Raw genomic sequence first — 13008 nt, forward strand, 5'->3', positions numbered from 1 at the left:
CCAATAGAAAAAAAGCAGTCACTTAACTATGCTAATGATATACTCAGCCAGTTATCTTCAAAGCCCCTTCTTTTTCCTACAAAAGAATGATTAGACTTATCAAGCCGGTATCCTGACTTAGCTTCTTCTTACTCCCAATCCTTCCAGAATAATCTGTGGTCTTATTGGTTTCATCCACCATACAGTAGGTAGGTCTGTAGAGGATTCGCACCTCTTTCCCTGACACTTCATAAGTACATATATATTGTATCTTCGTTGATAACTAATTTTCAAACCAGTGATTAGACGTCTTTGTCTAATGACACACATTTATTATAACGGTTATCAACCATTTGTCAACGCTTCCTCAAGCAAAAGAAAAACTTTTCTTGTTTTAGTTATTAGACGTTGTTCCGTTTTTCTATTCATGATAAAATAAATCCTAGTTTGAATAAGAAAGAGGTTAACTTGATGAAAATCGTCATTTTGTTACTTGTTGCCTATTTATTAGGTTCGATTCCCTCAGGTGTTTGGATTGGTAAACTTTTCTTTAAAAAAGATATACGCCAATTTGGGAGTGGGAATACAGGAACAACCAATACATTTCGTGTCTTAGGGAAACCTGCCGGAATCACGGTATTATTAATGGATATCTTGAAAGGAACGTTAGCCACTTCATTACCCTATTTGTTTGGTTTACAAGGCGTGAACCCACTCTTCTTTGGGGTAGCAGCTGTTTTAGGGCATACCTTCCCTATTTTTGCCAATTTCAAAGGTGGTAAAGCCGTAGCCACTAGCGCTGGCATGTTATTAGCATACAGCCCCACATTTTTTATTTATTCTGCTCTTATTTTTGTGATTTGTCTGTATCTAACCAGTATGGTGAGTTTAACAAGTATGATTAGCGCTGTACTAATTACACTTTCTACTATTATTTTGCCTTTCACTGTCCCAGCTATTTTACCAACATTTAACTGGTTATTAACCGTGATTGCGATTGCTTTGACTACTTTTATCTTTGTCCGTCATCGTGAAAACATTCAGCGAATTAAAAATGGAACAGAAAGTCGCCTTTCTTTTGGCTTACGTGCAAAAAAATAAAGAAAAAGGCTGTGAGCAAATAATGTTCACAGCCTTTTTCTTTATTTTACACTAATCATATACTGTGTTTTAAATAGTTCGTTAGCTGGTAACTTATTGATGCCAAATTTTTCAGCAAGTTGGCCAGTTGCGTCGACAGCATCAGCAATCCCGCACCAAGGTTCGATACAGACAAAAGGCGCTTCTTTCGGTGTCGGTGACCAAATCCCCACAAAAGGCATTTCTGGATAACTCAAAGTGACTTGATGGTCACTTTCGTCTGTGGCAATCGTAATTGCTGTTTGACCTTTTGTTTCAAAAATCATTGCATCATTTTCAAATAATTGATGCGTTAAGTCAAAGCTGGTATTCGTTTGGGCTAGCGTTTTATTCGCTAAATCAATAAACGGGCCTGCTAAGGGAATTTGTGTCCGTGATTTTTTAGGTGAAAAACTTAGATAATAATCTTCAAACGTTAGTGAAGATTCTAAAGGTACATTAAAGGCTGGATGACCACCAATCCCAAAATACATCTCTTCTTTCCCTGTGTTTTCTACTTGGTAGTTTACAGTCAATTCTTGATGTTCTAATGTATAAGTAATCACTAGTTCAAAATCAAAAGGATACTTCTTCTTGGTTTCTTTTGTTGATTTTAGTGAAAAAGAAACTTCTTCTCCACCTTTTTCAATCACATCAAATACTTGATCACGAGCAAAACCATGTTGAGTTAAATGATACGCTTGATTTTGGTACATATACGTATCTTCTTTTAGACGACCGACAATCGGAAAAAGTACGGGCGCATGGCGGGCCCAAAATTCAGGATTTCCTTGCCAAATATATTCAATGCCGGTTTCTTTTGATTGTAAACTTACTAATTCTGCTCCTTCTTCAGCAAATGTTGCGATTAGAAATTCATTTTCAATTTGTACAGTCATTGCGTTGTCCTCCTAGTTGATACGAGCAATTGCTTATTTTTCCAACTCTTTAATAAATTGTTGATTTAACACTTTTAAATAAGTCCCTTTCATACCAAGAGAACGTGATTCAATAATTCCAGCTGATTCTAATTTTCTTAAGGCATTCACAATTACGGAACGAGTAATGCCTATTTCATCTGCAATACTTGAAGCAGTTAAACGACCTTCTTCGCCATCTAAGGCTTCAAAAATGGCATGGACGGCTTTTAATTCACTATAGGAAAGAGTGTTGATGGCCATTTGCACGGCAGTCGCACTGCGAACTTCTGCTTCAATTGTTCTGGATTGATGATACAAAATTTGCATGCCGACAACGGTCGCACTATATTCAGCTAACACTAAATCATCCTCGTTAAAGGATTTTTCAACACGCGCTAAAATAATCGTACCCAAGCGTTTGCCAGCACCGTACAAAGGCACAATAGTGGTTAACCCAAACGGATACAGCTCTCGTGATTCAAAAGGAAATGCAGTTAAATCACTGTCTATTGGAATATTGGCTTCGGTTACTTTGAGCATATCCACGGCCTCGGTGTATCCTTGAGGAAATTTTTTCTCTTTAAACATATTTTTGATACGGGCATTATTAACATCTAATTTTTCAGTATACCCCAACAAATCCCCTGAACTGCTAATAATATACGCATTACTTTCTAAAATATCCCCTAAAATCATTGCCATTTTGTTGTACGGAAGTTCTGCTTGTACGTCAAACAGATTGTTTTTTTGCAAAAGCTCGTTCACTTGACGTGTTTTTTCTAATAATGTAGCCATCTTTTCTCCTCCAGCCTTTTTTATAAGATGTAACGACTTAAATCTTCATTTTGAACAATGTCATTCAATTTTTCATTGACATATGCTTCGGTAATCGTAATTTCACCCATTTGCATATCTGGTGCTTCATATAATAAATCTTCTAATAAACGTTCTAAAATTGTGTGTAAACGACGCGCCCCAATATTATCTGTATCACGGTTTACATCATAAGCGATGTGTGCTAACCGTTCAATTGCTTCTTTTGTAAAGATGACTGAAACATTTTCTGTACCGATTAATGCTACATATTGTTTAATTAAAGCATTGTTTGGCTCAGTCAAGATACTTACGAAATCATCAGCCGTTAAATCATCTAATTCAACTCGAATTGGGAAGCGGCCTTGTAATTCTGGAATCAAGTCACTTGGTTTTGACAAGTGGAAAGCACCTGAAGCGATAAATAAAATGTGATCTGTTTGTAAAGGACCATACTTCGTGTTAACTTGGGAGCCTTCAACAATCGGCAAAATGTCTCTTTGTACTCCTTCACGAGAGACTTCGCCCGAATTTTGTTGGCTTTTAGAGGTGATTTTATCAATCTCATCGATAAAAATAATTCCGCTTGATTCAGCTAAACGAATCGCTTCACTATGAATATCAGCATCATTGACAATTTTTGCTGATTCTTCTTTCACTAATAAGTCTTGTGCTTCTTTCACCGTTACAGTACGTTCGATTTTTTTCTTCGGTGACAGAGCGCCTAACGTTTCATTTAAGTCGATGCCCATTTGTTCTAGGCCATTGTTCATAGCTGGCATCGTTTTCTTCGGTTCTTCAATTTCAATTGTTACTTCACGATTATCTAATAGACCTTTTTCCAGCTGTTCCAAAATTGTTCGGCGATTCGCTCGAATATCTTCCGTTACTTCTTCTTGTGCTTCTTGCTGTTGCTGAGCCATGTTAAACATGTTCATCATTTGTTCAAATTGATTACCGCCAGCCTGTTTTTGTTCTTTTTTAATTCCAGGCACTAATACTTTGACTAAACGTTGATTGGCCTTTTTTAACGCTTGCGCATACACGCGACTGTATTGTTGTTTTTCAACAATTTGGATCGCATTTTCTACTAAATCCCGCACCATTGATTCTACATCCCGACCGACATAGCCTACTTCTGTAAATTTGGTTGCTTCAACTTTTACAAAAGGCGCATTGACAATTTTTGCGAGACGACGAGCAATCTCAGTTTTACCAACACCTGTTGGTCCAATCATTAGTAAGTTTTTAGGCGTAATATCTTGTTGCATATTTTCTTCTAATTGCAAGCGACGATAGCGGTTACGTAAAGCTACCGCCACTGATTTTTTGGCAGCTTGCTGTCCAACAATATATTGATCTAGTTCTTTGACTATTTCTTTTGGTGTTTTGTTTAATTCATTCATGGATTTTCCCTCGCTTATAATTCTTCTACAATGATATTATGATTCGTAAATACACAGATATCTGCAGCAATATTTAAGGCATTTTTAGCAATCTCTTTCGCTGGCATTTCTTTATCACCAAAGTTTTTCATGGCTCTTGCAGCGGACAAAGCAAAATTACCGCCAGAACCAATTGCTAAAATACCATCGTCTGGTGTGATGACTTCCCCAGTTCCTGAAACTAAGAGCATTTCTTCCTTATTCATCACAATCAGCATAGCTTCTAATTTTTGCATAGACTGTTGTGTCCGCCACTCTTGGGCTAACTCAACCGCAGCTCTCGTTAAGTTTCCGTTGTATTCATTTAATTTTCCTTCAAACTTTTCTTCTAATGTAAAGGCATCTGCCACACTTCCTGCAAAACCGACAACGACTTCATCATTGTAAATACGGCGCACTTTTTTGGCTGTACCTTTCATAACGACAGATTCGCCCATTGTTACTTGGCCGTCACCAGCCATTGCAAATTTTCCATCTTTTTCGACTGCACAAATTGTTGTAGAGTGAAATTGTGATTCAACCATTATTGTTCCTCCTAGACGTTTACCTCCATTATGCACGAGGATGAAACGTTCGATAATTTTTTTGTAAACTTTCTTTTGTCACATGCGCATATATCTGAGTTGTTGATAAATTAGCATGTCCTAATAATTCTTGAACTGTCCGCATATCGGCGCCATTATTTAATAAGTGTGTCGCAAATGTATGGCGTAACATGTGGGGATGAATTTCCGCATTTAATGAACTTTTTTTAATTAGTTGGTTTAAGACATATTCAATCCCTGTTGGCGTGATTTGTTCACCATGATGATTAACAAAGACATACGGATGCTTTTTTTGATATTTTGTCATTAATAGCGCGCGGCCATTCTCTAAGTAATCCTTTAAGGCGTCTTGTGCAAATGAACCAAAAGGCACATAGCGATCTTTATTTCCTTTTCCGTGAACCAATAAAACAGAAGCTTGAAAGTCAACTGCGTCCACCGTTAAGTTCGCACATTCACTGACCCGAATGCCAGTCCCATAAAGAACTTCTAGCAACGCTTGATTTCTCAAATCAAGCGGTTGCTCCCCTTGTGCGCTCTCAAATAATGCATCCATTTCTTTTTCATAAAAAAAACGGGGCAACCGTAACTGTTTCTTTTTCATATGAACATAGGAAAAAGGATTTTCTTGGATTGCTTCATTTTTTAATAAGAATTGATAAAAAGAACGCAAACTGGCAATTTTTCGACTAATCGAATTGCGGCTATATTCCTGATCATATAATTCGCTCAAATAAGCCCGAACATCCAAATGTTCTACAGTCAAATAATTGTCATTACCTGAAGTCTTTAAAAACGAAAAAAAATGTTGTATATCTTCTTGATATGCTTTTTTTGTTTTTTCTGAATAGCCTCTTTCGACAATAAGATAACGAGCAAATAACTCAGGCCAATTCTTTTCTTCCATGTGATAGCCCTCCTCATTCGATTACAAAGTAACTTTAGCATAACCTTTTTCAAAAGACAATTAAGTTGTCAGAATTTAATCAATATTTCTAAATATGTTCACAATTTTAACTATTCTTTAGCTTTTGTTATTTTTTTCTAAAAATTAAAAGACTGAGTATCATCGCATTTCTTAGCAATGATGCTCGGTCTTTTCTCATATTTTTTCTAATTTAGTCTAAAGATTGGATAACTTGAGCTTGGACATCTAAGGCCCGATTAGCAATTGCTTCATAGCGTTCTTTTTTGTCACGAATTCGTTCAGGTAACTCTGGGAAAAGCCCAAAGTTTGCATTCATTGGTTGGAAATGTTTGCCTTCTGCATGTGTAATATAATAAGCCATACTTCCTAAAGTCGTTTCGCGAGGGAATTCAATCGGCTCTTCTCCTTTGGCAAGACGAGCTGCATTAATACCTGCGAGTAAACCACTTGCCGCGCTTTCAACATATCCTTCAACACCAGTCATTTGTCCAGCAAAAAACAGATCGTCACGTTTTTTTGATTGGTAGGTTGGTTTTAGCAACTCTGGAGAATTCATAAAACTATTACGGTGCATGACGCCATAGCGAACAAATTCAGCATTTTCTAATCCCGGAATCATACGGAATACTCGTTTTTGTTCACCCCATTTTAAATGCGTTTGGAAACCAACAATATTGTATAAAGAAGCTGCAGCATTGTCTTGACGTAATTGAATTACAGCATAAGGGCGTTTACCTGTTTTAGGGTCTTCTAGTCCGACAGGTTTCATTGGGCCAAACAACATGGTTTTAATGCCACGTTGCGCCATTACTTCGATGGGCATACAGCCTTCGAAAAACTTCTCTTTTTCAAACGTGCGTAAAGGAACCACTTCTGCATTGACTAGCGCTTCATGAAAAGCATTGAACTCTTCTTCAGTCATCGGACAATTTAAGTAAGCCGCTTCCCCTTTGTTATAACGAGATTTTAAATAAACTTTATCCATGTCAATTGTTGATTTATCAATAATTGGTGCTGCTGCATCGTAAAAATAAAAGCCTTCAGAACCATTAAATTCTTGAATTTTTTGAGATAAGCTTTCAGAGGTTAAGGGCCCCGTTGCAATAATTACAATCCCTTCCGGAATATCAGTGATCTCTTCATTTTTGATTGTAATTAATGGATGACTTTTAATTTTTTCAGTGATTGTTTCAGAAAAAGAATCACGGTCAACTGCTAAGGCGCCGCCAGCTGGTACAGCGGTTTGATCTGCACTACCAATAATGATTGAATTTAAACGGCGCATTTCTTCTTTCAAAACACCTACCGCATTGGTTAAACTATTTCCACGTAATGAATTAGAACAAACTAACTCTGCAAAATTTTCTGTTTGATGCGCTGGTGTCTTTTTGACAGGGCGCATTTCATATAAATCAACTGGTACACCAGCATTGGCCACTTGCCATGCCGCTTCACTTCCGGCTAAACCGGCACCAATAATTGTGACTTTTTTTGTCATGTATAAAAATTCCTTTCTATGTCAAGAAGTTAAGAGCTGTCTCTTACAAACTCAATTCATTTTACTAAAAGAGAAGACCGAAGTAAATTCTTCGGTCTCAATTTTTCTTATTTTTGGACGTTTTCTTCATAATCGCCATTGATACAAACGACTTGTTTGCCGCCTTTAACTTTTTTCTCTACTAAATATTGCCCACATTTTGGACATGGTCGGCCTACTGGTTTGTCCCAAGAAGTGAAGTCACACTCTGGGTACCGACTACAGCCATAGAAAATCCGATTTTTCTTTGATTTGCGTTCGATAACTTGTCCTTCGTGACACACAGGACACGTCACGCCAATTTCTTTGACAATCGCTTTTGTATTCCGACAATCTGGGAAATTACTACATGCATAAAATTTCCCGTAGCGACCCAGCTTAATCACCATTGGATGTCCACATAGTTCGCAGTCAAAACCTGCTGGTTCATCTTTAATTTGGATTTTTTCAATCTTTTCTTCGGCATTTGTTAATTCTTTTTCGAAGGGCTTGTAGAAACGATCGACAACTTCAACCCATTTTTCTTGACCTTCACCGACTTTATCTAAGTCCGTTTCCATTGTCGCTGTAAAATGTGTATCGACAATTTGTGGGAAAAACTCTGAAACTAGGGAATTCACAATTTCACCTAATTCCGTTGGTTCAAACCGTTTATTGGTTAGCTTCACGTAATAACGCCGTTGAATGGTTTCTAATGTTGGCGCATATGTTGATGGTCGGCCCACACCATTTTCTTCTAAAGTCCGGATTAACGTGGCTTCACTAAAACGAGCCGGTGGTTGAGTAAAGTGTTGTTTCGGTTCGATATCGACCGATTTAACAACGTCACCTTCCGCTAATTCAGGTAAAATATTTTCCTTGTCCTCTTTACCATCATCGCGTCCTTCAACATATACTTGCATAAACCCTTTAAATTTCACTTTGGAACCATTGGCAATAAACGTTACGCCGTTTTGTTGAAGCGTGACCTTCATGGTATCTAAAATCGCTGGTGTCATTTGACTAGCAACAAAGCGCGACCAAATAAGAGTATATAATTTTAATTGATCTTTATCTAAATACTTCTTCATTTCATCGGGTGTTCTTAAAACGCTTGACGGACGAACCGCTTCATGGGCATCTTGTGCACCTTGCGTATTTTTTGCTTTGCGGCCGCCATGTGCTGAGAACTCATCTCCGTAGGTCTTTTCAATGAATTCAGCAGCTTCTGCTTTGGCGGAATCGGCAATTCTGGTTGAGTCTGTACGCATGTAGGTAATCAGCCCCACAGTGCCTTGTTTCCCTAAAGCAATTCCCTCATACAATTGTTGCGCAACCATCATGGTTTTACGGGTACGGAAATTTAATTTACGTGCCGCTTCTTGTTGTAAACTACTGGTTGTAAAAGGTAACGCAGGATTACGTTTCCGTTCTTTTTTCTCAACTTTTGTAACATCGTAATCTTTACCGTCAATTCGAGAAGTGATTTCTTTCACCGCTTCTGCATTTGGTAATTTTTTCTTTTTACCATCTACGCCCCAGAAATTTGCTTTGAATTTCTTGCGACCTTTTTGGAAATTCCCATCAATGCTCCAATATTCTTCAGGTTTAAATTCTCGAATTTCATTTTCTCGATCAATAATCATTTTTAAAGCAACAGATTGTACACGACCAGCACTCAAACCTTTTTTGACTTTACGCCATAAAATAGGACTAATCGAGTATCCAACTAAACGGTCTAAAATGCGCCGTGCTTGTTGTGCATCAACTAAATCAACGTTGATGGTTCTAGGTTCTTTAAATGCCGCTTTTACTGCTTCTTTAGTGATCTCATTGAATACCACACGGTTTTTATCTTTTAAATCAAGGCCAAGAAGATAAGCTAAATGCCAAGCAATTGCTTCACCTTCTCGGTCCGGATCGGCTGCGAGATAGACTTTTTCAGCTTTTTTTGCAGCCGCTTTTAAACTTTTGATGACATCGCCTTTTCCGCGAATCGAAATATAATGAGGTTCATAATTATTTTCAATATCAATCCCCATTTTACTTTTTGGTAAATCGCGAATGTGACCAACACTGGCAACCACCTTGTAGTTTCTTCCTAGATATTTTTCAATTGTTTTGGCTTTGGCAGGTGATTCTACAATCACGAGATACTTATAGGCCATTCAATTAGCTCCTTTCGCGTTCGCTTTCCTACTATATAATATATGTAAAAAACGCACAAATCGTAATACATCATATGCTATATAGAATAGGTTTGTCAAGACTAGGCTTTCTAACATTTCTGTCATTTCTGTTTGACTGTCCGAATTTATAAATAAAAAATGCCTATGATTTATAGATTTTATCCTAAAGCATTAAAATACCCAAAACATTCCAAATAAAATGAGTCAAGAGAGCAGCTTCAAAGCGACCCGTGCGTAGATAGACCCAACTTAACGCTAAACCCATGCCCCAATAAATAACAAAACTACCTATATCTGTGGGCGTGTGCACAAGTGCAAATAAAATAGAAGAAACGAGTATGCCTATTTTTGAAGCTGGCTTGAAAAACGCTTGAATCCCGACACGAAAAATTCCCTCTTCGAAAATTGGCCCAATCACACCTGCAAAAATAAGTATAAGCCCTTTAGGAATGGCTTGGACAATTTCTTCAACACTTTGTTGGTTAGAGGTCGTCTCTAATCCTTCCAGACGTAATAAGAAATCACCAAATATTCCCACACAAAAGATTATCACCAAACCTAACAAGACCACTGGCAAGGTTTCTTTGATTCCTAAAAAAGTCCAAGTTATGAGCTTTTTCTTTTTCAAAAAAGCAACAAATAGATAGACGAAATAGGCACCAAGTCCAACAGCCACTAATCCACTAACAAAGCGAAACCAAAAATTTTCTGTAGAAACTTGAACAACTGAGACCATCATCAAAGGAATTTGATCCAAAATCAAAAAGCCCAGTAGCTGCATACCAAACAACCATCTTTTTCTAACAACCGTTTCCATTTAGACACTCCTAACTACCAACCAAAAGATTAAAATCTGATTAAATAGTACCGAAGTGAACGTAGGTTGTCAATTCACAATTAGTAAAAGTCACAATTCTTCACAAATATCATCAATTGTCTGAACACATTTAGCGCCGTCCTGAATTAATTCATGGCAGCCTGTTGAAAAAGACTGGAAAATACTTCCCGGTACGGCAAATACCTCGCGCCCGTAATCCATCGCCGCTTGTGCAGTAATTAAAGAGCCACTATTCTTACGAGCTTCCATCACGCAGACCCCTAAAGATAATCCAGCAATAATGCGATTACGTGCAGGAAAATGATATTTTTTCGGCCCACTCCCATTCACATATTCTGTTAAAACAAGCTGATTCTGCTTCATAGTTTGCTGTAATTCTTTCTTTTCATACGGATAATATACATCTAACCCAGTGCCTAAAATTCCAATTGTCTGACCCCCGCTCTGGATGGCCATCTCATGGCTACGACTATCGATACCTTTGGCAAGACCGCTGACGATTGTGAATCCTTCTTTGACTATTTTAGGAACCAGAGCTTCAGTCACTCTTAACCCATATGAAGTGGCATAGCGAGCGCCGACGATGCCAATTTTCCTTCTGCTTAACAATTGTAAATTTCCTCTATAAAAAAGAATTGCTGGTGGATTATAAATTTCTCGTAATAATTTAGGATAGACGGCATCTAAAATTGTCATAAATTGGTGTTGGCATTGTCGTATATATAACGCTTCACTATGAATCGTATGGTGTAACCAAGATTGTTCAAATAATTCACGATATTTCTTGATTTCAGCAATTCTAATAATTTCTGTACTGGAAAAATCAACACGCTTTTGTACGATAGCTTCTTGTAACACTTTTAAGATACCTAAATTGCCAATTCCTTGGCATACCGCTAATTTAAATAATAATTGTCGTTGTAAAATTTCCAACAAAAAACACCTCTTTCACATCTTCTTAAAATAAGAATACGTAAAAAAAGTGTTTTATTTTTAAATCATATCTTTTATTGGCGCAAACGTACGTCGATGAATGGGTGTTACACCGTATTTTTCTAACCCGAGAAGATGTTCTTTTGTTCCATAGCCTGCATTGTTTTTAAATCCATATCCAGGATATAATTCATCATATTCTTCCATTAATCGATCTCTTGTTACTTTTGCAATAATACTGGCTGCTGCAATTGAAATGGAGCGTGCATCCCCTTTAATCAAACTTTCTTGTGGTTGGGGAACGTCTAACTGCATTGCATCAATTAATAAATAATCTGGTGTAAAAGCTAAATCGTCAATTGCCATTTTCATCGCTTGTTTAGTTGCTTGATAAATATTAATTTGATCAATGACTCCTTGATCAGCGATACCTAACCCGATAGCGACAGCCTGTTCTTGAATCTGGTTATATAACGTTTCCCGTTTTTTAGCAGATAGTTTTTTTGAATCATTTAAGCCTAATAATTGACAATCTTTCGGCAAAATAACTGCAGCTGTCACAACAGGACCAGCTAATGGTCCGCGGCCTACTTCATCAATTCCTGCAATTAAACGATGGCCTTTTTTATAGGCCGCTTCCTCAAATTGACTCATTTCTTTAAAAAGTTGCCATTCTTTTTCTTTGGCTAACTGGCGACGTTCCCATTGTTTGATCGCTTGTTGCACTCCTGAACGTTCATCTTCTCGCCAGCTTGCTAATCGTTCATCGGTTGCATCAGTGACAGTTAACAGCGCTTCTTTGATTGCCTGAATCGACTCTTTTGCCATGTTATTCGTCTCCTAGTTCTTCCCAGCGGTCCAAAGTATACGTACCTAATTTTCCACTGCGAATTTCTAAAATAATCATTTCGCTGGCTCGATTATAATCATCTCTAAAACCACGTTTTTGGCTAATTAACATCAACTGTTCTGGGGCAGGTAAAAATAGCTCTTCCTCTGTTAAACCATATCGTTCCGTCAAACGTTGCGGATAAAAACGTGCAAAAAATTCTAATCCATAAATCGCCAAATCATCTAGATGCAATAATTGATCTTTTATAGCGCCAGTTAAAGCTAATTTTTTTCCAATTTCTTCATCTTCAAATTTTGGCCAGAGAATCCCTGGTGTATCCAGTAATTCCAATTGGGAACCAGAGCGTAACCATTGTTGTCCTTTTGTCACGCCTGGCTTGTTCCCAGTTTGCGCAATTTTTTTTCCGACTAAACGGTTCATTAAGGTTGACTTACCAACATTCGGGATCCCAATACACATTGCGCGAATCGCACGCGGTTTCAAACCTTTCGCCTGTTCACGAGCCAATTTTTCTTTTAACGCTTCCTTGGCTGCTGGCACAATTTTATTGATTCCTTTATTTTGTTGGGCATTGATAACTAGGGTTTGGTACCCTTTCTTTTGAAAGTAATGTTGCCATTTTTTATTTTGGTCGTTATCTGCTAAGTCCCCTTTATTTAAAAGGACTAATCGTGGTTTTTGTTGGACAATTTGGTCCATCATTGGGTTACGGGAAGAAAGCGGTAACCGCGCATCAACTAGTTCAAATACAATATCGACATATTTGATTTTTTCAGAAACTTCTCTTCTTGCTTTGGCCATATGGCCGGGAAACCATTGAATGGTCATAATCTGTTCAAATCCCTTCTTTAACACATTGTTTCTTTGATTCAATTCTTCAACGAGTCCTGTGTTCCGCGTAGATTCTTGCGAAAAAACACCTTCTCTAGT

General features: G+C 37.7%; 12 protein-coding genes and 1 riboswitch. Of the genes, 1 reads left to right on the forward strand and 11 read right to left on the reverse strand.

The features are described from left to right. Window positions 1–85: 85 nt before the first annotated feature. Window positions 86–245, reverse strand: a riboswitch (cobalamin riboswitch). Between the two features lie 205 nt (window positions 246–450). Further along, window positions 451–1080 carry a glycerol-3-phosphate 1-O-acyltransferase PlsY gene (plsY, locus tag IGL86_RS06535; RefSeq protein ID WP_002360243.1) on the forward strand — a complete coding sequence of 210 codons (630 nt, stop codon included), beginning with the start codon at window positions 451–453 and terminating at the stop codon, window positions 1078–1080. Window positions 1081–1121: 41 nt separating this feature from the next. Here the strand turns inward: plsY and IGL86_RS06540 are convergent, their stop codons facing one another. From IGL86_RS06540 to ylqF, 11 genes are all read right to left on the reverse strand, one after another. Then, window positions 1122–1997: an aldose 1-epimerase family protein gene (locus IGL86_RS06540; protein WP_002363997.1), complete on the reverse strand. Its 876-nt coding sequence runs from the start codon at window positions 1995–1997 to the stop codon at window positions 1122–1124. Window positions 1998–2030: 33 nt separating this feature from the next. Further along, window positions 2031–2813: a GTP-sensing pleiotropic transcriptional regulator CodY gene (gene codY / locus IGL86_RS06545; RefSeq protein ID WP_002357492.1), complete on the reverse strand. Its 783-nt coding sequence runs from the start codon at window positions 2811–2813 to the stop codon at window positions 2031–2033. A 20-nt stretch (window positions 2814–2833) separates the two neighbouring features. Next, a complete protein-coding gene (gene hslU, locus IGL86_RS06550; RefSeq protein WP_002408464.1) occupies window positions 2834–4237 on the reverse strand; it encodes an ATP-dependent protease ATPase subunit HslU in 1404 nt (467 codons plus the stop codon). A 14-nt stretch (window positions 4238–4251) separates the two neighbouring features. Next, window positions 4252–4800 carry an HslVU peptidase proteolytic subunit gene (gene hslV / locus IGL86_RS06555; protein ID WP_002357489.1) on the reverse strand — a complete coding sequence of 183 codons (549 nt, stop codon included), beginning with the start codon at window positions 4798–4800 and terminating at the stop codon, window positions 4252–4254. A gap of 28 nt (window positions 4801–4828) precedes the next feature. Continuing rightward, complete coding sequence (gene xerC, locus IGL86_RS06560; protein WP_002357488.1) at window positions 4829–5728, reverse strand: tyrosine recombinase XerC; 900 nt, start codon at window positions 5726–5728, stop codon at window positions 4829–4831. Between the two features lie 211 nt (window positions 5729–5939). Continuing rightward, window positions 5940–7247 carry an FADH(2)-oxidizing methylenetetrahydrofolate--tRNA-(uracil(54)-C(5))-methyltransferase TrmFO gene (gene trmFO, locus IGL86_RS06565; protein WP_002357486.1) on the reverse strand — a complete coding sequence of 436 codons (1308 nt, stop codon included), beginning with the start codon at window positions 7245–7247 and terminating at the stop codon, window positions 5940–5942. Between the two features lie 107 nt (window positions 7248–7354). Then, window positions 7355–9433: a type I DNA topoisomerase gene (topA, locus tag IGL86_RS06570; protein WP_010713378.1), complete on the reverse strand. Its 2079-nt coding sequence runs from the start codon at window positions 9431–9433 to the stop codon at window positions 7355–7357. 184 nt (window positions 9434–9617) lie between these two features. Continuing rightward, on the reverse strand, window positions 9618–10271 hold the full coding sequence (locus IGL86_RS06575) for a CPBP family intramembrane glutamic endopeptidase (RefSeq protein WP_010713377.1): 654 nt from the start codon (window positions 10269–10271) through the stop codon (window positions 9618–9620). 90 nt (window positions 10272–10361) lie between these two features. Then, window positions 10362–11225 (reverse strand): DNA-processing protein DprA, encoded by an 864-nt coding sequence (dprA, locus tag IGL86_RS06580; RefSeq protein ID WP_010713376.1) that lies wholly within the window; start codon window positions 11223–11225, stop codon window positions 10362–10364. A 60-nt stretch (window positions 11226–11285) separates the two neighbouring features. Next, a complete protein-coding gene (locus tag IGL86_RS06585) occupies window positions 11286–12053 on the reverse strand; it encodes a ribonuclease HII (protein ID WP_002369352.1) in 768 nt (255 codons plus the stop codon). Between the two features lies 1 nt (window position 12054). Continuing rightward, complete coding sequence (ylqF, locus tag IGL86_RS06590) at window positions 12055–12906, reverse strand: ribosome biogenesis GTPase YlqF (protein ID WP_002357480.1); 852 nt, start codon at window positions 12904–12906, stop codon at window positions 12055–12057. Window positions 12907–13008 lie beyond the last annotated feature (102 nt).

Source organism: Enterococcus sp. DIV0774 (assembly GCF_050539095.1).
GTDB classification, from domain to species: Bacteria; Bacillota; Bacilli; order Lactobacillales; family Enterococcaceae; genus Enterococcus; species Enterococcus faecalis.

What these genes read in the sequence shown, in the direction of transcription:
- plsY (WP_002360243.1), top strand. Translation starts at nt 451, where the DNA reads ATGAAAATCGTCATTTTGTTACTTGTTGCCTATTTATTAGGTTCGATT.
- ylqF (WP_002357480.1), bottom strand. Translation starts at nt 12,906, where the DNA reads ATGACCATTCAATGGTTTCCCGGCCATATGGCCAAAGCAAGAAGAGAA.
- xerC (WP_002357488.1), bottom strand. Translation starts at nt 5,728, where the DNA reads ATGGAAGAAAAGAATTGGCCTGAGTTATTTGCTCGTTATCTTATTGTC.
- hslU (WP_002408464.1), bottom strand. Translation starts at nt 4,237, where the DNA reads ATGAATGAATTAAACAAAACACCAAAAGAAATAGTCAAAGAACTAGAT.
- hslV (WP_002357489.1), bottom strand. Translation starts at nt 4,800, where the DNA reads ATGGTTGAATCACAATTTCACTCTACAACAATTTGTGCAGTCGAAAAA.
- topA (WP_010713378.1), bottom strand. Translation starts at nt 9,433, where the DNA reads ATGGCCTATAAGTATCTCGTGATTGTAGAATCACCTGCCAAAGCCAAA.
- IGL86_RS06575 (WP_010713377.1), bottom strand. Translation starts at nt 10,271, where the DNA reads ATGGAAACGGTTGTTAGAAAAAGATGGTTGTTTGGTATGCAGCTACTG.
- IGL86_RS06540 (WP_002363997.1), bottom strand. Translation starts at nt 1,997, where the DNA reads ATGACTGTACAAATTGAAAATGAATTTCTAATCGCAACATTTGCTGAA.
- trmFO (WP_002357486.1), bottom strand. Translation starts at nt 7,247, where the DNA reads ATGACAAAAAAAGTCACAATTATTGGTGCCGGTTTAGCCGGAAGTGAA.
- IGL86_RS06585 (WP_002369352.1), bottom strand. Translation starts at nt 12,053, where the DNA reads ATGGCAAAAGAGTCGATTCAGGCAATCAAAGAAGCGCTGTTAACTGTC.
- codY (WP_002357492.1), bottom strand. Translation starts at nt 2,813, where the DNA reads ATGGCTACATTATTAGAAAAAACACGTCAAGTGAACGAGCTTTTGCAA.